This is a genomic window from Streptomyces sp. NPDC026394 (assembly GCF_055567735.1).
This window is the reverse complement of the sequence record NZ_JBVHPX010000016.1, coordinates 169,866-192,096: the sequence shown is the minus strand read 5'-3', so window position 1 is coordinate 192,096 and position 22,231 is coordinate 169,866. Positions and strand designations below refer to the sequence as shown.

Genomic DNA, 22,231 nt, shown 5'->3' with positions numbered 1-22,231 from the left:
CCTTCCCTTCGGGTCAGGCCGGGTCGGACGCGAGCTGCTTGCGCTGCACGAAGTCGGTGATCCTGGCGATGCTGGCGAAGTTGCTGAGGTCGAGGTCGTCCACGTCCAGTTCGATGGTGAAGGCGCGCTCCAGGAAGCTCATGAGCTGGAGGGCGAAGAGGGAGTTGACGCGTCCGCTCTGGAAGAGGTCCTCGTCACGCTCCGGGGCGGGTCCGGGGGCGCGGGTGGCCAGGAAGTCCATGACGGTGCGGTCGATGTCGGTCTGCTGCTGGGCGGTCATCGTGTTTCTCCTGCTGAGGGGAACGGTGGAAGTGAGAGGTGTGCGGGGGTGTTGAGAGGTGTACGGGGTGCTCAGGCGGCGGCCGTGCCGTCGTACTGGTAGAAGCCCTGGCCGGTCTTGCGGCCCAGCCGCCCGGAGGCGACCATCTCGCGCAGCAGCGCGCAGCCGTCGTACCGCTCGTTCCGGTAGCTGTCGTGCAGGTTCTCCAGCGTCAGCAGGACGGTGTCCAGGCCGATCAGGTCCGCCGTCTCCAGTGGGCCCATGGTGTGGCCGAAGCACTTCTTGAAGATCTCGTCGACCGCGGCGGGCTCCACGCCCTCGTCCTGCACGGTGCGGATCGCCTCGTTGAAGAAGAGGTGGGAGATGCGGTTGCTGACGAATCCGGGGAAGTCGCCGACGACGATGGCCTGCTTGCCCAGCAGGGAGAGCAGTTCGCGGACGTGGTCCAGGCACTTCTCGCCGGTGTCGGCGCCGCGCATGACCTCCACGGAGTCCTTGAGGTAGGACGGGTTCATGAAGTGGATGCCGACGACGTCCTGGGGGCGGCCGGTTTCGGCGGCCAGCCGTCCCACGGGGATGCTGGAGGTGTTGACGCCGATGCCGGTGCCCGCGGGGAGGACGGCGTCGAGCCGCCGGTAGAGGTCACGCTTGGTCTCCCAGCGTTCGCTGACGTTCTCCACCACGAACTCGCAGTCGGCGAGGGCGGCCAGGTCGGTGCCGGTCACCAGCCGTTCCTTCACCTCCGCCGGGGTGAGGCGGGTCAGTCCGGGCCGTACGGCGGGCAGGAAGCGGTTCACGTCGCGCAGCAGGGTGCGGGTGGCGTCGAGCGCCGTCGCGTCGGTGTCGACCGCGACGACGCGGAAGCCGTGGACGGCGAAGTCGACGCACACGGTGGCTCCGATGCAGCCGGCGCCGACCACGCCGATGGTGCGCAGGGGTGGGGTCATGGTTGCTCTCTCCGGGGTGGGTGGTGCGGATGGGGGGTCAGCGGGCATCGAGCCAGTCGTGCACCGCGGTGGCCGCGGCGTCGGCGTGCTCGGCGACGATCGTGCAGTGGTCGCCCGGGATGGTGGCGGTGGTGTGCGGCAGCGGCCAGTGGGCCCGCCAGTCCTCGGTGACCGGCGGGGCCGCCGGGTCGCCGGGGACGCACTCCTCCGGGCGGACGAACAGGGTGGGGGCGGCGACCGGCAGCGGGGTCCAGTCGCGGAACAGCTTCCGGTAGGTGCCCAGGGCCGTGAGGGTGGTGAAGTTCATCGTGGTGAACCGGGACCGCCGCTCGTTGACCTCGTACGTCATGGCCTGGCGCAGGCTCAGCGGCATGCTGTCGGGCAGGTAGGTGTCCAGCAGGACCACGCCGTTCGCGGGGGTGCCGGCCTTCTCCAGGGCGGTGGCCACCGCGTGGGCGAGCCAGCCGCTGGAGGAGTAGCCCAGCAGCGCGAAGGGTTTGCCGTCGGCGCAGCGCAGGGTGGCGTCGGCGAGCACGTCCACCAGGGCGTCGATGTCCGCGGCGAGCGGCTCGTCGGGCAGGAAGCCGGGCACCGTGACCATGGACAGGTCCCGGCGGCCGCGGAAGAACGTGGCCAGCCGGGCGAACTGGAGGGACTGCTCGACGGGAGCGAACGGCGGGAAGCAGATCACCGCCGGGCCTTCGTCCCCGGTGGCGAGGCGGACGAAGCCGGGTCGGGTGTCCGCCTCGGACCGGTCGGTGAACCGGTCGCGCAGCGCGGCGGCGCCGCTGAGCAGCGCTTCCACTTCGGTCATCCGGCCGCGCAACGCGATCTGCCGGTAGATGGCGGCGAAGGACTCCGCGGAGTCCTCGGTCCCTCCGGTGGCGGCGGGCGCCTGCCGTGCCGCGCCGCCCGCCAGTTCGCCGGACAGGAAAGCCCGTACGTCGGCCACCGTCGGGTGGTCGAAGACGAGCATGGCGGGCAGGGTGAGGCCGGTGGCGAGGTTGAGGCGGTTGCGGACCTCGACGGCGGACAGCGAGTCGAAGCCGAGTTCCACGAACGGCTTGTCCACGGGGACGGCGGCGGCGCCGGAGTGGCCGAGGACGTCGGCGACCGTGCCGCGTACCAGGTCGGTCAGGGCGGCGTCGCGCTCCGCGCCGGACATACCGGCCAGCCGGTGGCGGATGTCGCCGCCTTCCGGGGCGGCCGGTGCCGCCGCCCGCGGGCGCAGCGCCCGCACCTGCGGCAGGTCCCGTACCAGCGGGCGTTCCCGGGCGGCGGTGTAGCCGGCCAGGAACGTCTCCCAGTCCACGTCGGCCACCACGACGCCGCTCTCGTCCGCGTCGAGGACCCGCATCAGCGTGTCGACGGCGTCCTCGGGCCGCATGGGCACCAGGCCCCGGCGGCGCAACTGCTGCTCCGCGTCGGCGTCCACCATGCCGGAGTCCGCCCAGACGCCCCAGGCGACGGCGGTCGCGGGCAGGCTCCGGGACCGTCGCCGTGCGGCGAGTGCGTCGAGGTACGCGTTGCCCGCCGCGTAGGCGGCGTACCGGCCGCTGCCCCAGACGGCGGAGACGGACGAGAACAGCACGAAGGCGTCGAGGCCGGGGGCGTCGAAGAGGTCGTCGAGGACGCGGGCCCCCTCGGTCTTGACGGCGGAGACCGCGGCGAACTCCTCGGGGCTCATCACGGCGAGCGGGGTGTCCTGCCCGACTCCGGCCGCGTGGAAGACCGCCCGTACCGGTTCGCCGTCCGCCGCGAGCCCGGTGACCAGCTCCGTCATCTCCCGGCGGTTCGTCACATCGGCCGCCACGACCCGTACGCGGGCGCCCGCGGCCTCCAGTTCTGCGGCCAGTTCGGCGGCGCCCGGTGCCGCCGGGCCGCCGCGGGAGAGCAGCACCAGTGAGCACGGGCCGAGTGCCGTCAGCCGGCGGGCGACCCGCGCGCCCAGGGAGCCGGTGCCGCCGGTGATGAGGACGGTGCCGCTCGGGCGCCAGTCCCGGCGCGGCGGCGCGATGGGCGCGGGCACGACCCGCCGTACGAACAATCCGCCCGGCCGCAGCGCCAGTTGGTCTTCCGCGCCGTCACCGGACAGGACCCCGGCGAGCCGCCCGGCGGTCCGGTCGTCCAGGCGGTCGGGCAGGTCGATCAGGCCGCCCCAGCGGTCGGGGTGCTCCAGGCTCGCGACGAGGCCGAGGCCCCAGCTCGCCGCCGCGTCCAGGTCGTACGGCGCCTCGCTCCCGGCGATGGCCACCGCGCCGCGGGTCAGGCACCACAGCCGGGCGCCGATGCCGGTGTCCCCCAGCGCCTGGACCAGGGTGAGCAGCGCCTCGGGCCGGTGCAGCAGGCTGATCACTCCGGACAGTGGCGGCAGCCCGATGGCAGCGGCGGCGAGGGCGTGCGCCGTCTCCGTACGGTCCGGGCGCAAAGCGTCGGCCTCGACGGTCACCATGTCGGCCAGCGTCCTGGTCAACGCCCGCAGCACGTCGGGGTCGCCGCCGTCGCGGTCCACCACGACCAGCCAGGAGCCGGGAGCCTGGGCGGTCGTGGCGGGCTCGGCGACCGGGCTCCAGGAGACGCGGTACCGCCACGATTCCATGGTCCGCCGGCGGCGGCTGCCCCGGTGCCACCGCGCGAGTGCGGGCAGCGCCGACTCCAGCTCGGCCGGGGCGCCCAGCGTCTCGGTCAGGGCCCGCAGGTCCTCCTGCTCGACGGCGGTCCAGAACCGCTCGTCGCCCCCGGCCACCCGGGGGGCTTCAGCCGTTTCGCCGGTGAGCCAGTACGTCTCGTGCTGGAAGGCATAGGTGGGCAGCTCCACCCGGCGGCCCTCGGGCAGTACGGCCCGCCAGTCCACCGCCGCGCCGTGGGCCCACGCCTGGCCCAGCGCCGCCAGGGCGGTCTTGGACTCGGGCTGCTTACGGCGTACGGAAGCCAGGACCGGACGGTTGTCGTCCACGACGGGGGTGAGCGCCGCGTCCGGGCCCAGCTCCACGAGGACATCCGCCTCGGCCATGCGGGCCACGGCGTCCGCGAAACGCACCGCATGGCGGGCGTGGTCCAGCCAGTACGCGGGAGACGCGAACGGGCGCTCGGAGTCGGCGGACGGGCTGACCGACATCGTCGGCTCGTGGAAGGTGAGGCCCTCCAGAACCGTCCGGAACTCGGCCAGCATCGGTTCCATCAGCGGAGAGTGAAACGCGTGACTGACCCGCAGACGCGTCGTACGGCGGCCCTGTTCCCGCCAGAACGCCTCCAGGCGTTCCACTTCGGCCCCGGCACCCGAGACCACCACCGCCTGCGGGCCGTTGACCGCCGCGACGGACACATCGGAAGCGCCCGCGATCACCGGAGCGATCTCGTCCTCGGACGCGGCGACGGCCAGCATCGCCCCGCCCTCCGGCAACGCCTGCATCAACCGGCCACGGGTCACGGCCAGTCGCGCCGCGTCCTCCAGCGACAGCACACCCGCCACCACAGCGGCGGCGATCTCACCAACCGAATGGCCCGCCACCGTGGCGAACGACACTCCCCACGACTGCCACAGCCTGGCCAACGCCACCTCAAAGGCGAACAACGCCGGCTGAGCGAACTCCGTCCGCTCCAACGTCTCCGCCGGACCCTCCCACATCACCGCACGCAGCGACCGCCCCAACAGCGGATCAACGTGCCCGCACACCTCACCCAGCACCTCCGCGAACACCGGAAAAGCATCCGCCAGTTCACGCCCCATACCAACCCGCTGAGCACCCTGGCCGGAGAACAGCACCCCGACACGGCCCGCACCAGCCGCCGTACTGCCGGAGACCTCCCCCAGCCCCGCCAGCACCTCGTCCCGGCCAGCACCCACCACCACCGCACGGTGATCGAACACCGACCGCGACGCCACCAACGACCACGCCACATCACCCAACGCCAGCTCCGAACGCGCCGCCACGAACTCCCCCAGCACCACCGCCTGAGCCCGCACCGCCGCAACCGACTTACCCGAAACCACCAACGCCACCGGACCGCCCTCAGCGGACTCCGCCGCAGGCACCAACTCCTCTCCGGCGGGCTGCTCCAGCACCACATGCGCATTCGTTCCGCTGATGCCGAACGAGGACACCGCCGCCCGGCGCGGACGCCCGGTCTGCGGCCAAGCGCGGCCCTCGGTGAGCAGGCGCACCTCCCCCGCGCTCCAGTCGACGTCGGTGGTGGGGGTGGCGGAGTGGAGGGTCGGCGGGAGCGTCCCGTGGCGCATGGCCTCGATCATCTTGATCACTCCGGCGACGCCCGCCGCCGACTGGGTGTGGCCGATGTTCGACTTCAGGGAGCCGAGCCAGAGGGGTTCGCCCTTGCGGTCCCGGCCGTAGGTGGCGAGCAGGGCCTGGGCCTCGATCGGGTCGCCGAGCCGGGTGCCCGTACCGTGCGCCTCGACCACGTCCACATCGCCGGGCTCCAGGCCGCCGCTGGTCAGCGCTTCGAGGATGACGCGCTGCTGGGAGGGGCCGTTCGGCGCGGTGAGCCCGTTGGAGGCGCCGTCCTGGTTGACGGCCGAACCCCGTACCACGGCCAGTACGTCATGGCCCTGGCGGCGGGCGTCGGAAAGGCGTTCCACGACCAGCATGCCCACGCCCTCGGACCAGCCGGTACCGTCCGCGTCGTCCGAGAAGGACTTGCACCGGCCGTCCCGGGCGAGCCCGCCCTGCCGGCTGAACTCCACGAAGACGCTGGGCGCGGCCATCACGGTGACGCCGCCGGCCAGCGCCATGTCGCATTCGCCGCGGCGCAGCGACTGGACGGCCAGGTGGAGGGCGACCAGGGAGGAGGAGCAGGCGGTGTCGATGGTGAGGGCGGCGCCCTCCAGGCCGAGGGTGTAGGAGATGCGGCCGGACAGCAGGGAGGTGGACACGCCGGTGATGCCGTATCCCTCGACGCCCATGCCGCCGCTCGCCACGTCGAAGCCGTAACCCTGGGTCGCCGCGCCCACGTACACGGAGGTGCGGCTGCCGCGCAGGCCCGCGGGTTCGATGCCGGCGCGTTCCAGCGCCTCCCAGGTGGACTCCAGCAGGAGCCGTTGCTGGGGGTCCATGCCGAGGGCCTCGCGCGGGGAGATGCCGAAGAACGCGGCGTCGAAGGCTCCGGCGTCGTAGAGGAAGCCGCCTTCGCGGGTGTAGGTGGTGCCGGGCCGTTCGCCGTGCGGGTCGTAGATGCCTTCGGTGTCCCAGCCGCGGTCGGTGGGGAACGACGCGATGGCGTCGGTACCGGTGGACACCAGTTCCCACAGGTCGCGCGGGGTGGTCACGCCGCCGGGCAGGCGGCAGCTCGTGCCGACGACGGCGATCGGTTCGTTCTCCCGGGCCTCGTACTCCCCCAGCCGTTGGTTGGCGTTGCGCAGTTCGGCGCTGACCTGCTTGAGGAAGGACCGCATCCGGTCCTCGGTGGGCCGGGTTGCCGGGGTGGGTTCAGACACGGTGGGGCCTTTCGCGGACGTGCCGGTTCGGGAGGGGCGGTGGGGGTGGCAGCGGGTGCCGGGTCACGAGATGCCGAACTCGCGGCCGAGGGCGGAGAGCAGGGCGTCGTCGTCCTCGGTCTCGTGGGGGTCGGCCCCGGTCTCGTCGGGACTGTCGGCGTCCCCGGCGGGTTCCTCGGGGGAGGCCGTTCCGGCGGCCTTCCAGCGGGCGAGGATGCCGGTCAGGCGCATGGTGATCCGGGAGCGGCCGACGGAGGTGGTCTCCAGGGCGGCCAGCGCGGCTTCCAGCCGGTCCAGTTCCTCGTCCGCGGTCCCGGCCGCCGGCCCGTCCTGGGCGCGCAGGGTGTCGAGCAGGTAGGTGGCGGTCTCCGCGGGTGACGGGTGGTCGAAGGCGAGGGTGACGGGGGTGGTCAGGCCGGTGCGGGTGTCGAGGCGTTTGCGCAGGCCGACGGAGGCGAGCGAGTCGAAGCCGAGGTCGCGGAAGGAGCGGTTCGTCTCCAGGGCGGCGGGGTCGGCGTAGCCGAGTTCGGCGGCGGCTTCGGTACGGACCAGGTCGAGCATCGCCTCGTGCCGCGCGGTGGGGTCCAGTCCGAGGAGGTGGCGGCGGAAGGCGTCTGCGGGCGCGCCGTCCGCGCCGTCGTCGCCGGTGCTCAGCTGCCGGACCTGGGGCAGGTCCTCGATCAGCGGGCGCGGGCAGGCGGCGGTGTAGCCGGCGGCGAAGGGTTCCCAGTCGACGTCGGCGACGGTGACGGTGGTCTCGTCCCGGTCGAGGGTGGTCTGGAGGGCGGCGATGGCGCGGGCGGGCGGCAGGGCGCCGAGGCCGATGCGGCGCAGTTGCCGCGCCATGTCCGGATCGACCATGCCCGCGTCGGCCCAGACGCCCCAGGCCACCGAGGTGCCGGCGGCGCCGCGGGCCCGGCGCTGTTCCACGAGGGCGTCCAGGTGGGCGTTGCCCGCGGCGTAGGCGCCGCTGCGGGCGCTGCCCCAGACGGCGGAGATGGAGGAGAAGGTGACGAACGCTTCGAGGTCGGCGTCGGCGAGGAGGTCGTCGAGGATGCGCGCGCCGTCGGTCTTGGCGGCGACGACGGCGGCGAATTCGTCGGCGGTCATCTCGTCGAGCGGGGTGTTCTGCGCGACGCCGGCGGCGTGGAAGACGGAGCGTACGGGGGTGCCGGCCGTGGCGAGGTCGGCGAGCAGGGTGGCCATGGCGTCGCGGTCGGCGACGTCGGCGGCGACGGCCCGGGCCGGTGTCCCGGCGGCGGTGAGTTCGTCGATCAGCTCGGCGGCGCCGGGGGCGTCGGGGCCGCGCCGGGAGAGCAGGACGAGCGAGCAGCCGCCGTGCGCGGCGAGCCAGCGGGCGACGTGGCCGCCGACCGCGCCGGTGCCGCCGGTGACCAGGACGGTGCCGGAGGGGCGCCAGGCGCGGGTCGGCGTGGTGGGGTCGGCGGTGGTCAGGCGGCGCGCCCGGACCCCGTCGGGGCGGATCGCGAGCTGGTCCTCGGGGCCGGCGGCGGTCAGGGCGCCGAGGAAGTGGGTGAGTTCGCGGGGGCCGGGCCGCTCGGGCAGGTCGATCAGGCCGCCCCAGCGTTCGGGGTGTTCCAGGCCGATGACCCGGCCCAGTCCCCATACGGCGGCGCCGTCGGTGCTGTGCGGCGGGTCGGCCGGCCCGGTGCCGACGGCTTGCCGGGTGAGGCACCACAGCGGTGCCTGGACCTCCGCGTCGCCGAGTGCCTGGGCGAGGGCCAGTACGGCGTCGGCGCGGTCGGAGCGGCAGAGCACGCCGTCCAGGGGGCCGGCGTCGGCGAGCGCGGTGGCCAGCGTCGTGCGGTCGGCTTCGCGGAGGGTGAGCGGCACGGTGGTGTCGAAGAGTTCCGCGGGCAGGCCGGTGCCGTCGTGGTCGGCGGCGAGCAGCCAGCGGCCGGGGACGCGGTCGGCGGCGGGCGGTTCGGGCAGGGTGGTCCAGTGGACGCGGTAGCGCCAGGAGTCCTCGGCCGCAGGGGCGGTGGCGGCGGGGGCCCGGGGAGTGAGCCAGTAGGGGGAGCGCTGGAAGGCGTAGGTGGGCAGGGGGACGCGGTGGCCCGCTTCCAGGACACGGGCCCAGTCCACCGGCAGTCCGCGGACCACGGCTTCCAGCAGGGACAGCAGCATGCGGTCCGGGCCGCCGTGGTCGCGGCGCAGTGAGCCGACGAGCGTCCCGTCGACGCCGATGGCCTCCAGTGTCTGCTGGACGCCGACGGCGAGCAGGGGGTGCGTGCTGGACTCGACGAAGAAGCGGAAGCCGTCGGCGGCCAGCGCCTCCACGGCGTCCTGGAGGAGCACGGTCTGCCGCAGGTTGCGGTACCAGTATTCGGCGTCGAGTTCGTGGCCGGACAGGCGGGTGCCAGTCACCGTCGAGTACAGGGGCACCGTGCCGTCCACCGGCTCGATGCCGTCGAGGGCGGCGATCAGTTCGGCGCGGACGGCCTCCACCTCGGGCGAGTGGGAGGCGAAGTCCACGTCGATCCACCAGGCCCACACGCCGTCGGCCATGCACTGCTTGGCGTACGCGCGCAGGGCTTCCTTCGCGCCGGAGACGACGACGGAGTCCGCGCCGTTGACCGCCGCGAGGGACAGGTCCTCGCCCCAGGGCGCGATGGACTCCCGTACCCGCTCGGCCGACAGACCCACCGACAGGGCCTTGCCACGGCCGGAGAGGGTGGTGAGCAGCTTGGAGCGGGTGACGGCGATACGGGCCGCGTCGTGGAGGGAGAGCGCGCCGGAGACGCAGGCGGCGGCGATCTCGCCCTGGGAGTGGCCGACGACGGCTTCCACGCGGACGCCCCAGGACTGCCAGACGCGGGCCAGGGAGACCATCACGGCGAACAGCGCGGGCTGGACGACGTCGATGCGCTCCAGCGGCGTCTCGTCGGTGCCGGTGACGACGTCCAGCAGCGACCAGTCCGTCATCGGGTCCATGACCTCGGCGCACTCCCGCAGGGCGGCGGCGAAGACCGGGGAGGCGGCCGTCAGGTCGCGGGCCATGCCCGCCCACTGGCCGCCCTGGCCGGGGAACATCAGGACCACGCGGCCGTCGCCGGCCACGCCGGAGACCACACCGTGCGGCAGGCTCGCGCCGCCTGACAGGGCGTCGAGTCCGGCGAGCAGCGTGTCGCGGTCGGTGGCGAGGACGGCGGCGCGGTGGTGGAAGGCGGAGCGGGTGGTGGCCAGCGACCAGGCCACGTCCCGCGGCCGGGCGTCCGGCCGGGCGAGCAGGTGGGCGCGCAGCCGGTCCGCCTGCGCGGCCAGCGCGGCGGGTGACTTGGCGGTCAGGACGACGGGGACCGGGGCGGCCTCTCCCACCGGGCCGGTCACCGCGTCGGCCGGGGCGGCGGCCGTACGGGCGGTGCCCGTCTCCTCGTCCGCCGGGGCGGGCCGGTGGTCGTGTTCGAGGACGACGTGGGCGTTGGTGCCGCTCATGCCGAACGCGGACACCGCGGCCCGGCGCGGGCGGTCCAGCTCCGGCCAGGCACGTGCCTCGGTGAGGAGGGCGACGTGGCCCGCGTCCCAGTCGGCCTCCGGGGTGGGGGTGCTCACGTGGAGGGTGCGGGGCATCAGGCCGTGCCGCAGGGCGAGGACGGTCTTGATGACGCCGCCCACTCCGGCGGCGGTCTGGGCGTGCCCGATGTTGGACTTCAGCGAGCCGACCCGCAGGGGCCGGGCGGGGTCGCGGTCCCGGCCGTACACCGCGATCAGGCTCTGTGCCTCGATGGGGTCGCCGAGCGGGGTGGCGGTGCCGTGTGCCTCGACCATGTCCACTTGGTCGGGGGCGACTTCGGCGGCGGTCAGCGCCGCTTCGATGACGCGCTGCTGGGCGGGCCCGTTCGGCGCGGTCAGGCCGTTGGAGGCGCCGTCCTGGTTGAGCGCGGAACCGCGGACGACCGCCAGCACGTCGTGCCCGTTGCGGCGGGCGTCGGAAAGCCGTTCCAGGACGAGCATCCCGGCGCCCTCGGACCAGCTCGTGCCGTCGGCGTCGGCGGAGAACGCCTTGCAGCGCCCGTCGGGGGCGAGGGCGCGCTGCCGGCTGTACTCGCTGAAGACCATGGGGGTGGCGATGACCGCGACGCCGCCGGTCAGGGCCAGGTCGCTCTCGCCGCGCCGCAGGGACTCGCAGGCCAGGTGGAGGGCGACCAGCGAGGAGGAACAGGCGGTGTCCACCGTCATCGCCGGGCCCTCCAGGCCCATGGTGTAGGAGATGCGGCCGGAGGCCACGGCGGGTGCGGTGCCGGTGACCAGGTGGCCCTCCGCCTCCGGAGGGGCGACCGTCGTTCCGGCGCCGTAGTTGTACGCGGACACCCCGACGAACACGCCGGTGCGGCTGCCGCGCAGCGCGTCCGGGGCGATGCCGGCACGTTCGACCGCTTCCCAGGAAGTTTCCAGCAGCAGCCGCTGCTGCGGGTCCATGGCCAGGGCTTCCTTGGGCGAGATGCCGAAGAACGCGGCGTCGAACGCGGCGGCGTCGTCCAGGAAACCGCTTTCGGTGACGTAGCTCTTGCCGGGCTTGTCGGGGTCGGGGTCGTAGAGGGAGTCCAGCGGCCAGCCGCGGTCGGTGGGCAGCGGGCCGATCGCGTCGGTCTCGCCCGCGACCAGGTCCCACAGTTCCTCGGGGGAGCCGACGCCGCCGGGGAACCGGCAGCCCATGCCGACGATCGCGATGGGTTCGGTGGAGCGCTCGCGCACCTCGCGCAGGTTCTGCTTGGCGGTCCGCAGGTCGGCGGTGAGGCGCTTGAGGTAGTCGCGGTACTTGTCTTCGGTGGACGTGTTGGGCATGGGTGGGGCTCCTGGGTGCGGTGCGCGGCGGGGTCGTCCGGGGGCTGGTCGGGTCAGTCCGTGCCCAGCTCCTGTTCGACCAGCGCGAAGATGGCGTCGTCGCTCTCGCTCGCGAACGCGGTGTCGAAGTCGGCGGGTGGTGGTCCGTCCGTGGGGGCCTCGTCGTGGCCGTCGGTCCACCGCCACAGCAGGGACCGCAGCCGTGCGGTGATGCGGCCGCGTTCGGCCTGGCCGGGCTGCTCGGCGGCGAGCAGTTCGGCGAGCCGGTCGATCCCGTCGTGCACCGGTGAGGCGGCCGGTCCGGGCTCGATCCGTTCGAGGAGGTGGGTGGCCAGGGCGGACGCGGACGGGAAGTCGAACACCAGCGTCGCGGGCAGGGTCAGGCCGGTGGCCGTGGTGAGCCGGCCGCGCAGTTCGACGGCGGTCAGGGAGTCGAAGCCGAGGTCGGTGAAGGCGGCTTCGGTGGGGACGGCCTGGTCGGAGGCGTGTCCGAGGACGCCCGCCACGGCCTGCCGGACGACGGTCAGCAGCCGTGCGTGGCGTTCGCCCTCGGGCAGCGCCGCCAGTTCTGCGCGCAGGTCCGCACCGGGGTCCGTGCCGTCGGCGGCCTGCTCCGCGCGTCCGGCCAGGTGGTGCAGGAGCGGCGGCAGGCCGGGGTCCGCGGCCCGGGTGCGCAGGGTGCGGACGTCGAGCAGGGCGGCCATCGGCGTGGCGCCGAGGTCGTCGGTGGCGGCGGCGTCGAAGAGGTCCAGGCCGAGCCGGGTGGGCAGGGCGCCGAGTCCGATGCGGCCCATCCGCCGTACGTCGGCGTCGCCCAGTCCGGCGGCCATGCCGCCGGTGGTGCGCCACAGGCCCCAGGCCAGTGAAACGGCGGGGAGTCCGGCCTGCCGGCGGTGCCGGGCCAGTGCGTCGAGGAACGCGTTGGCGGCGGCGTAGTTGCCCTGTCCGGGGGCGCCGAGGACGCCGGCGGCCGAGGAGAACAGCACGAACCCGGCGAGATCCAGATGGGCGGTGGCGCGGTGCAGGGCCCAGGCGGCGTCGGCCTTTGGGCGGGCGACGGCGGCCAGCCGCTCGGGGGTGAGCGCGGAGATCACTCCGTCGTCCAGGACGCCGGCCGCGTGCACGACGGCGGTGAGCGGGTGGGCGGCCGGGACCGCGTCGACCGCCGCCGTGAGGGCGTCGGTGTCGGTGAGGTCCACCGCCCGTACCTGTATCTCGGCTCCGAGCGCGGCCAGTTCGTCGCACAGTTCCCGCACGCCGTCGGCGGCGGGGCCGCGGCGGCTCAGGAGCAGCAGGTGGCGCATGCCGCGGGCGGTGACCAGGTGCCGGGCGACGCGCAGGCCGAGTCCGCCGGTGCCGCCGGTGATCAGGACGGTGCCGTCCGGGTTCCAGTCGGCGGGGACGGCGGTGACCGGGTTGCCCGGGGCGGCCGGATCGTGGTCCTGCGGGGCGGCTGCCGGTTCGGGGACGGTGAAGGGCAGTTCGGGGAGATCCTGCGGCCGTTCCAGCAGAACGGCGGGGCCGCCTGCTGGCGCGGTGAAGTCGGCGAGCGCGGCGAACCGGGCATCCGGCGACGCCAACGCGGCGGTTTCCTGCGCCGGTTCGCCGGCGGGCGGGTCGAGGACGAGGTCCAGGCGCCGGCCGTCGAGCGTGTCGGCGAAGACGCGGGCGGCTCCCGTCGTCCGTGAGGAGGCGAGGTGGGCCGTGTCCAGGCCGAGGCCGCGCAGGGTCTCGCGCAGCGCGGGCGGGGCGGTGGCGAAGACCTCGATGCCCCGGTGCCGGGCGAGGGCGACGACGGCCAGGGCCGGTGCCGAGACCGCGTCGTGCACCAGGACGGCCGCGTGTGCCGGGACGTCGGCGAGGGCCGCCGCGGCGGTGACGTACGCGGTGGCCGCGGCACCCCGGGCGTACGACCAGCCGTCCGGCAGGGGCCGCAGGGCGTCCGGCGTGGCGAGCGCACGGCGCTGCCCGGCCGCGGGCAGGCCGGTGAGCACCCGGTCGCCCACGGCGACATCCGTGACGCCGGGGCCGGTTTCCACGACGGTTCCGGAGGCGCCGCCCGCGCCGACGGCGCGCAGGGCGACGAGGACCGTGCCCGGCTCCGCAGCCTCCGGCTCGGGGGCGCGCGGTGCGGGCGCAGGGGCCCGCAGCAATCGGGGGACGAGCAGGTCGCCGTCCCGGACCGCGTACTGGGGCTCGCCCTGGGCGACGGCGGCGGGGACCGCGGCGGCCGAGGTGGCCCGGTCGTCCAGATCGACGAGGACGAGGCGGCCGGGGTTCTCGGACTGGGCCGAGCGCAGCAGGCCCCAGACCGTGGCCTGGGCCGGATCGGCGGCGGGGTCGTCGTCCCCGGCCCGGACGGCGCCGCGGGTGAGGAGGACCAGGCGGCTGTCGGCGAAGCGCTCGGCGGTGAGCCAGTCCTGCACGAGCGCCAGGGCGCGGGCTGCCGACTCCTGGGCGGCGTGCGGGAGTTCGTTTTCCCTGGCCGTCACGGGATTCCACCAGAGCACGACCGTGTCGTCGGCGCGCTCCGGATCGTCCAGCACCTCGCGCAGGTCCGCGCAGGTGTGCAGGTCGGTAACGGTGTCGCTCCACAGGGCGGCGCGCGCATCGGCGTCGCCGACGATGCTCCACCGCTGTCCGGCCGGGGCCGGGACCGCGCCGGCCGGGACCCACTCCACGCGGAACAGGCTGTCGCGTACCGCCCGGTCGCCGCCCGGGGCGGCGTCGGTGAGCGGACGGACCGTCAGCGCGCCGACGGAGGCGACGGGCGCCCCCGTACCGTCGGCGAGTTCGAGGGCGGCGGGCCCGTCCGTGCCGCCGGTCAGGCGGACGCGCAGTTCGGTGGCGCCGGTGCCGTGCAGGCTCACGTCCTCCCACAGGAACGGCAGCAGCGGCGCACCGCCCCGCCCGGCGCGCAGCGCGATGGTGTGCAGGGCCGCGTCGAACAGCGCCGGGTGCAGGCCGAAGCGGCGGGCCCGGCCATGGCTGTCCTCGGGCAGCCGGACGTGCGCGTACAGGGTGTCGCCGTCCTGCCAGGCCGAGGTCAGGCCGCGGAACAGCGGGCCGTACTCCAGTCCGGCGGCGGCGAGCCGGTCGTAGAGCCCCGCCACGTCCAGGGGCGTGGCGTCGGCGGGCGGCCACGCTGCCGGGGCGGCCGGGGCGGGCGCGGGCCCGGTGGTGAGGGTGCCGGAGGCGTGGCGCGTCCAGTTCTCGTCGGCGTCCTCGGCGCGGGAGTGCACCAGGATCGCGCGGTGGCCCCGCTCGTCCGGGGCGCCCGCCTCGACGCGCAGCAGCCGCGCGGTGCCCGTCTCCAGCACCAGCGGGCTTTCGAGGGCCAGTTGGCCGACCTGCGGGCAGCCGACGGTGGCGCCCAGGTGCAGGGCGAGTTCGGCGAAGGCGGTGCCGGGCAGGAAGACCTGCCCGTCCACGACGTGTTCGGCAAGCCAGGGCTGGGCGGACAGGGACAGCCGGCCGGAGGCGGTCACGGTGTCGCCGTCCACGGCGGTGATCAGCGCGCCGAGCAGCGGGTGGCCTGCGGGGGCCAGTCCGGCGCCGCGGACGTCCGCACCGGCCGCCGTCTCCGGCCAGTACCGGGTGTGCTGGAAGGGGTGGCCGGGCAGGCGTACGGGGCGCGCCGGGCCGCCGTCGTACGTGCGGCGCCAGTCCACCGGCACACCGCGAACCCACAGGTGGGCCAGGGCGTGCAGGAGGGCGGCGCGGTCGGCGGGGAAACCGGCGCCGAAGCCGATGTCGAGGACCAGGGCCGCGTCGTCGCGCGGTTCGTCGGCGGCGGGCTCCCCCGGCCCGGCGGCGGGCTCTCCCGGTTCGGCGGTGAGGGCCGCGTCCAGGGTGAGAGCGCCGTCGAGGTATGCGGCGACCGGGGTGGCGTCGCCGCTCCCCCGCACGCCGGCCGGGGCCACGCCGTAGCCACGCCACATGCGGGCCAGCGCCAGCCAGCCGGCGAACGCGGTCAGCCTCGCGTCGCTGCCGTCCAGCCTCGCGTCGCTGCCGTCCGGCTTCGCGTCGGTGCCGTCGGCGAGGGCGCCCGCCACGTCCCGCCCGGTCGCGGCGGCGAGTTCGGCGGCGGTCTCCTCCAGGGCGGCGGCGAACGGCGGCAGCGTGTCGCGCAGGGCGCGGACGGCGTCGGCCGTGACCGGGGTTCGGGCGGACAGCCGCAGGGTCACCGCGGCGGGGGCCGTGACCTCCCCGGTGACCGGGGCGGTGCGCAGCCGTTCGGCGAGGGTGGCGGTGTCGTCGCCGAGGACGACGGCGCGGTGGGCGAAGCGGGTCGCGCGTCCGGCGAGGGCGGCGCCGATGTCGGCGGCCGCCGCGGTCGGATCGGCGTCGGCGACGCGGGCGCACTGCTCCTCCAGCGCGGCGGCCGTGCGGGCCGAGATCACCCAGGCGACCGGGGACGGTGCGGGGGCGTCGTCCGACGACACGGTGGTCTCGCGCGGGGGTTCTTCGAGGATGACGTGGGCGTTGGTGCCGCTGATGCCGAAGGAGGAGACCCCGGCGCGGCGGACGTCCTCCCCGGCGGGCCACGGCTGTTCCGCGTCGAGCAGCCGGACCTCGCCCGTGCTCCAGTCCACGTGCGGGGTGGGCCGGTCGATGTGCAGGGACGGCGGCAGGGTGCCGTGCCGCATCGCCTGCACCATCTTGATGATCCCGGCGACACCGGCCGCGGCCTGGGTGTGGCCGATGTTCGACTTCAGGGAGCCCAGCCACAGCGGCCGTCCGGCGCGGCGGCCCTGGCCGTAGGTGGCCAGCACCGCCTGTGCCTCCACGGGGTCGCCGAGGGTGGTGCCGGTGCCGTGCGCCTCGACGGCGTCCACCTGACCGGGCGAGAGCCGGGCGTCGGCGAGCGCCTGCCGGATGACGCGCTGCTGGGCGGGGCCGTTGGGGGCGGTCAGGCCGTTGGAGGCGCCGTCGGAGTTGACGGCGGAGCCGCGTATCAGGGCCAGGACCCGGTGTCCGTTGCGCCGGGCGTCGCCGAGGCGCTCGACGGCGAGGAGGCTGACGCCCTCGGCCCAGCCGGTGCCGTCGGCGGCGGCGGCGAACGGCTTGCAGCGGCCGTCGGGGGCCAGGCCGCGCTGCCGGCTGAACTCGACGAACATCAGCGGGCCGGAGATGACGGTCACGCCGCCGGCCAGTGCGAGGTCGCACTCCCCCGCCCGCAACGCCCGCACGGCGAGGTGCAGGGCGACCAGGGAGGACGAGCAGGCGGTGTCTACGGTCAGGGTGGGCCCTTCGAGGCCGAAGGCGTAGGCGAGGCGCCCGGAGGCGACGGACAGGGCGTTGCCGGTGGCGAGGTGGCCGCCGACGTCCTCGGTACCGTGCGCGGCCGGGCCGAGGTATTCCTGCGCGCCCGCGCCGACGAACACGCCGGTCCGGGAGCCGCGCAGGGTGGCGGGGTCGGCGCCCAGCCCCTCGAACAGGTCCCAGGAGGCTTCCAGCAGCAGCCGTTGCTGCGGGTCCATGGCGAGGGCCTCGCGGGGCGAGAGGCCGAAGAACTCGGCGTCGAAGCCGGGCGCGTCGTCCAGGAACCCGCCGGAGCGTACGGAGCAGGTGTCGGGCCGGTCCGGGTCGGGGTCGTACAGCGCGTCGAGGTCCCAGCCGCGGTCGGTGGGGAAGTCCCCGACGACGTCGCGGCCCTGGGCGACGACGTCCCACAGGTCGTCCGGCCCGGTGATGCCGCCGGGGAGGCGGCAGCCCATGCTCACCACGGCGATCGGCTCGGTGGCGGCGTCCTCGGCGGCGCGCAGCCGCTCGCGGGTCTCGTGCAGTTCCGAGCTGACCTTCTTCAGGTAGCCGAGCAGTTCGTTCTCGCTGGCCATGCTCACTTCGCTTCCGGGGCGGCGCTGTCGTGGGGTTGGCTGCTGATGCCGAGTTGGTTGTTGATGAAGGCGATGACCGCTCCGGCGTCGGCGTCCTCCAGGCCGTCCGCCGCGCCGGTCTCCGGGGCGGCCGTGCGGCTCCTGGTCAGTTCGCGCAGCCGGGCGTCCACGGCGGCGCGGCCCTCCTGGTCGAGGGTGACGGCGTCCAGGACGGCGTCGAGCCGGTCGATCTCGGCGAGGACGGGTTCCGGGCCGGTGGCGTATTCGCTGAGGAGTCCGGCGCGCAGGAACTCCGCCAGCGCGCCGGGGGTGGGGTGGTCGAAGACCAGGGTGCTGGGCAGGGTGAGGCCGGTGGCGGTGTCCAGGCGGTTGCGCAGTTCGACGGCGGTCAGCGAGTCGAAGCCGAGGCTCTGGAACGGCCGGTCCGGTTCCAGGCGCCGTCGGACGCCGTGTCCCAGGGTGCGGGCGACCTGCGTACGGACCACGTCGAGCAGGCGGGCGTGCTGTTCGTCCCGGGTGAGGCCGAGCAGGTCGCGGGCGAGCGGGGCGTCGGTGTCCGGCGTGTCCGGTGCGGTGACGGTGGTCAGTTCGGCCAGGAGCGGGGCGGGGCGGCCGGTGGTGGTCCTGGCGGCGAAGCGGTCCCAGTCGGCGTCGGTGATCAGTACGGCGGGGGCCGGGTCGCCGACCGCCTGCCACAGGGCCTCGACGGCCGCTTCGGGCCGCAGCGGGCGCAGGCCGCTCTGTTCGAGGCGGTCGGCATCGACGCCCCGGGCCATGCCGTCCTGGTCCCAGGGTCCCCAGGCGATGGAGGTGGCGGGCAGGCCGTGGGCGTGGCGGTGGGCGGCCAGTGCGTCCAGTTCGGCGTTGGCGGCGGCGTAGGTGCTCTGTCCGGCGGTGCCGACGACGCCGGCGAAGGAGGAGAAGAGCACGAAGGCGCGCAGTGGATGATCTCGCGTCAGGTCGTGGAGGGCGAGCGCGGCCTGTGCCTTGGCGGCGCGGACGGCTGCGAGGCGCTGCGGGGTCTGGGCGTCGAGCATGCCGTCGTCGAGGATGCCGGCGGCGTGCACCACGGCGCTCAGCGGCCGGTCCTCGGGAACGGTGGCCAGCAGGCGGGCGAGGTCCGCGCGGTCGGTGACGTCGCATGCGGCGAAGGTGACCTCCGCACCCAACGCCTCGATGTCGCGGCGCAGTTGCTTTGTGCCCGGGGCGTCGGGGCCGCGCCGTCCGGCGAGCAGGAGGTGCGGGGTGCCGCGGGCGGCGAGCGAGCGGGCGACATGTCCGCCGAGGGCGCCGGTGCCGCCGGTGACCAGGACGGTGCCGGGCAGTTCCGGCGCGGTGCCGGTGGGGGCGGGCAGGGCCACCAGGCGGCGGGCCAGCAGGGTGCCGTCCCGGAGGGCGAGCTGGTCCTCGGTGCCGGTGAGCGCGGTGGCGAGCCGCGGGCCCAGGTCCTCGTCCGTGGTGGCGGGCAGGTCGATCAGGCCGCCCCAGCGGTCGGGGTGTTCCAGCGCGGCGACCCGGCCCAGCCCCCACAGGGCGGCGGCCCCGGGGTCGGGCGCCTCGCCGCCGGTGCTGACGGCGCCGCGGGTCAGGCACCACAGCGGCGCCCCCGTCCGCACCTCGCCCAGCGCCTGGACCAGGGCGAGCGTGGCGTCGAGTCCGTGGGCGGCGTCGGGATTCAAGGCCAGAGGGCCGGCGGGGCCCGGTGTGAGCGCGAGGGTGGACAGGACGCCGTCGGCCGCGGGCACCTCGGCCAGCAGCCGGGCGAATCCGGCGCGGTCGGTCGCGGCGTCGGCCGGCAGGTGGACGACCTTGGCGCCGAGTCCGGCGAGGACGGGTTCGAGGGCGGTGTCGAGAGCTGTGCCGGTGCCGACCAGCAGCCAGGTGCCGGTGAGCCGTCCGGCCGCGGCCGGTACGGGCCGCCAGGTGACGCCGTACCGCAGGCCGCCCGCGATGGTGTCGGCGGCGCGTTCGCGCCACCGGGTCAGGGCGGGCAGTACGGCGTTCAGACCGGCGTCGTGGGCGACGCCGAGTTCGGCGGCCACAGCGGCGGGGTCGGAGCCGGAGACCAGGTCCCAGAAGCGGGCGTCCTGGGCGGTACCGGTGCGCGGCGCGACGTCCAGCCAGTGCCGTTCCCGCTGGAAGGGGTAGGTGGGCAGGCTCAGGTGGGGTGTACGGCCGGGCAGCAGTGCCGCCCAGTCCACGTCGGCGCCGTGGCAGTGCAGGCGGGCCAGGGCGGTCAGGGCGGTGCGGGTTTCGGGCCGGTCGCGGCGCACGGTGGCCAGGCACAGTGCGTCGCGGCCGTCCAGGCAGTCCGCGGCCATGCCGGTCAGGATGCCGTCGGGGCCCAGTTCGAGGAAGGTGGTCACCCCGTCGTCCTGGAGGGTGCGGATGCCGTCGTGGAAGCGGACGGCCTGGCGTACGTGCTCGACCCAGTAGTGGGGGTCGGCGAGTTCGGCGGCGGTGGCGAGGCGGCCGGTGACGTCGGAGACGAGGGGGATGGCGGGTTCGCCGTAGGTGACCTGGGAGGTGACGGTGAGGAAGTCGTCGAGCATCGCGGCCATGCGCGGGGAGTGGAAGGCGTGGCTGACGTTGAGCCGCTTGGCGGGGCGGCCCTGGCGCCGCCAGCGTTCGGTCAGTTCGGTGACGGTGTCCTCGTCGCCGGAGACGACGACCGAGCGGGGGCCGTTGACGGCGGCGATGCCGACCTGGTCGGCGCGGTCGGCGACCAGCGCGAGGGCTTCGGCCTCGGTGGCCTGGAGGGCGGCCATCGAGCCGCCGGCCGGCAGGGCCTGCATGAGGCGGCCGCGCGCGGCGACCACGGCGCAGGCGTCGGGGAGCGACAGGACGCCGCTGACGTGGGCCGCGGCCAGTTCGCCGATGGAGTGCCCGAACAGCCGGTCGGGCCGCACGCCCCAGGATTCCAGCAGGGCGAAGAGGGCGACCTCGACGGCGAACAGGGCGGGCTGGGCGTATCCGGTGCCGTCCAGCAGCGCGGCCCCGGGTGTGCCGGGCGCCGCGAAGACGACCTCGCGCAGCGGCCGGGGCAGGTGTGGGTCGAGTTCCGCGCACACCGCGTCGAAGGCCGCCGCGAACGCCGGGAAGTCCGCGTACAGCTCGGCGCCCATGCGGGGACGCTGGCTGCCCTGCCCGGAGAAGAGGAAGGCGAGGCGTCCGGGCGCGGTGGCCGTGTCCCGCACCAGGTCGGGGTGTTCCTCGTCGGCGGCCAGGGCGGTCAGGGCCTCGCGCGGCGGGCCGGCGGGCGTGCCGAGGATGACGGCGCGCTGCTCGAAACTGCTGCGGGTGAACGCCAACGCGCGCGCCACGTCGGCTGGTTGGGCGTCCTGGTGGGTGCCGGTCCAGTCGAGGAGGGCACCGGCCCGGTCCCGCAGGGCCGCGGGGGTGCGGGCGGAGACCAGCCAGGGCAGCAGCGGCGGGTCGGTGTGCCCGGCACCGGCGTCCGCCTCGTCGGTTCCGGCACCGGCGGCGGGGGCCTCTTCGACGAGGAGGTGGGCGTTGGTGCCGCTGATGCCGAAGGAGGAGACGCCGGCGCGCCGGGGGTGGCCGTCCGTGGTCCACGGGCGGGCCCGGGTGACGGGGAGGACGGTGCCCGCCGACCAGTCCACCTCGGGGGTGCGGTCGTCGGCGTGCAGGGTGGGCGGCAGGACGCGGTGCTGGAGGGCCTTGACGGCCTTGATGACTCCGGCGACGCCGGCGGCGGCCTGGGTGTGGCCGATGTTGGACTTCACCGAGCCGACCAGCAGCGGGTCGGCCGCGTCGCGTGCCGCCCCGTACACCGCGATCAGCGCGTTGGCCTCGATGGGGTCGCCGAGTCTGGTGCCGGTGCCGTGCGCCTCGACGAGGTCCACCTCGGCCGCGGGGACGCCGGAGGCCGCCAGGGCGTCGCGCAGGACGCGTTCCTGTGCGGGGCCGTTGGGGGCGGTGATGCCGTTGGAGGCGCCGTCGGAGTTGACGGCGGAGCCGCGGATCACGGCGAGGACCGGGTGCCCGTTGCGGCGGGCGTCGCCCAGCCGCTCCAGCAGCAGCATCCCGGCGCCTTCGGCGAGGCCGAAGCCGTCGGCGTCCGCGCCGAACGCCTTGCAGCGGCCGTCGGGGGCCAGGGCGCGCTGGCGGCTGAACTCGGTGAAGCCGCGCGGGGTGGACAGGACGGTGGTGCCGCCGGCGAGGGCCGCCACGCACTCCTGGTTGCGCAGCGACTGCACGGCCAGGTGCAGGGCGACCAGGGAGGACGAGCAGGCGGTGTCGATCGTCTCGGAGGGTCCGCGCAGGCCCAGGGTGTAGGAGATCCGGCCGGAGACGACGGCTCCGGTGGTGCCGGTGACCACGTAGCCCTCGGCGGCCTGGCCCGCCGCCGCCAGTACGTCGGAGTAATCCTGGATGTTGGAGCCGGTGAACACGCCGGTCCGGGTGTCGCGCAGGGTGTGCGGGTCGATGCCCGCGTTCTCCACGGCTTCCCAGGAGGTTTCCAGCAGCAGGCGCTGCTGGGGGTCCATCGCGGCGGCCTCGCGCGGGGAGATGTCGAAGAAGTCGGCGTCGAAGCGGTCGGCGTCGTGCAGGAAGCCGCCGGCCCGGCTGTAGCTGCGTCCGGGGGCCTCGGGGTCGGGGTCGTACATCCCGGCCAGGTCCCAGCCGCGGTTGACGGGCAGGCCGGTGACGGCGTCGCGGCCGTCGAGGACCAGGCCCCACAGGTCCTCGGCGCTGCGCACGCCGCCGGGGTAGCGGCAGCCGATGCCGACGACGGCGATCGGTTCGTGCTGCCGGTCCTCCAGTTCCCTGGCCCGCGCCCGGGCGGCGCGCAGTTCGGCGCTCATCGTGCGCAGGTGCCGGGCGAGGCGTTCCTCGGTGCCGGCCGGGTTCGGCTTGTCGTTGGTCACTGCTGGCTCCACCG

General features: G+C 75.2%; 6 protein-coding genes. All 6 read right to left on the bottom strand.

From position 1 onward, the window contains the following. Nucleotides 1-13: 13 nt before the first annotated feature. Entirely contained in the window at nt 14-280 is a 267-nt protein-coding gene (locus ACZ4QV_RS30335) for an acyl carrier protein (protein ID WP_361591799.1), read from the bottom strand. A gap of 71 nt (nt 281-351) precedes the next feature. Continuing rightward, entirely contained in the window at nt 352-1,227 is an 876-nt protein-coding gene (locus ACZ4QV_RS30330) for a 3-hydroxyacyl-CoA dehydrogenase family protein (protein WP_361159943.1), read from the bottom strand. 37 nt (nt 1,228-1,264) lie between these two features. After that, complete coding sequence (locus ACZ4QV_RS30325; protein ID WP_467763668.1) at nt 1,265-6,679, bottom strand: type I polyketide synthase; 5,415 nt, start codon at nt 6,677-6,679, stop codon at nt 1,265-1,267. A 63-nt stretch (nt 6,680-6,742) separates the two neighbouring features. Then, nucleotides 6,743-11,485 carry a type I polyketide synthase gene (locus ACZ4QV_RS30320; RefSeq protein ID WP_467763667.1) on the bottom strand — a complete coding sequence of 1,581 codons (4,743 nt, stop codon included), beginning with the start codon at nt 11,483-11,485 and terminating at the stop codon, nt 6,743-6,745. A 53-nt stretch (nt 11,486-11,538) separates the two neighbouring features. After that, on the bottom strand, nt 11,539-17,325 hold the full coding sequence (locus ACZ4QV_RS30315) for an SDR family NAD(P)-dependent oxidoreductase (RefSeq protein WP_467763666.1): 5,787 nt from the start codon (nt 17,323-17,325) through the stop codon (nt 11,539-11,541). Between the two features lie 2 nt (nt 17,326-17,327). Next, a complete protein-coding gene (locus ACZ4QV_RS30310) occupies nt 17,328-22,217 on the bottom strand; it encodes a type I polyketide synthase (RefSeq protein ID WP_467763665.1) in 4,890 nt (1,629 codons plus the stop codon). Nucleotides 22,218-22,231 lie beyond the last annotated feature (14 nt).

Excerpts from the sequence above, each read along its gene's own strand:
- ACZ4QV_RS30335 (WP_361591799.1), bottom strand. The coding sequence starts at position 280 with ATGACCGCCCAGCAGCAGACCGACATCGACCGCACCGTCATGGACTTC.
- ACZ4QV_RS30330 (WP_361159943.1), bottom strand. The coding sequence starts at position 1,227 with ATGACCCCACCCCTGCGCACCATCGGCGTGGTCGGCGCCGGCTGCATC.
- ACZ4QV_RS30320 (WP_467763667.1), bottom strand. The coding sequence starts at position 11,485 with ATGCCCAACACGTCCACCGAAGACAAGTACCGCGACTACCTCAAGCGC.
- ACZ4QV_RS30315 (WP_467763666.1), bottom strand. The coding sequence starts at position 17,325 with ATGGCCAGCGAGAACGAACTGCTCGGCTACCTGAAGAAGGTCAGCTCG.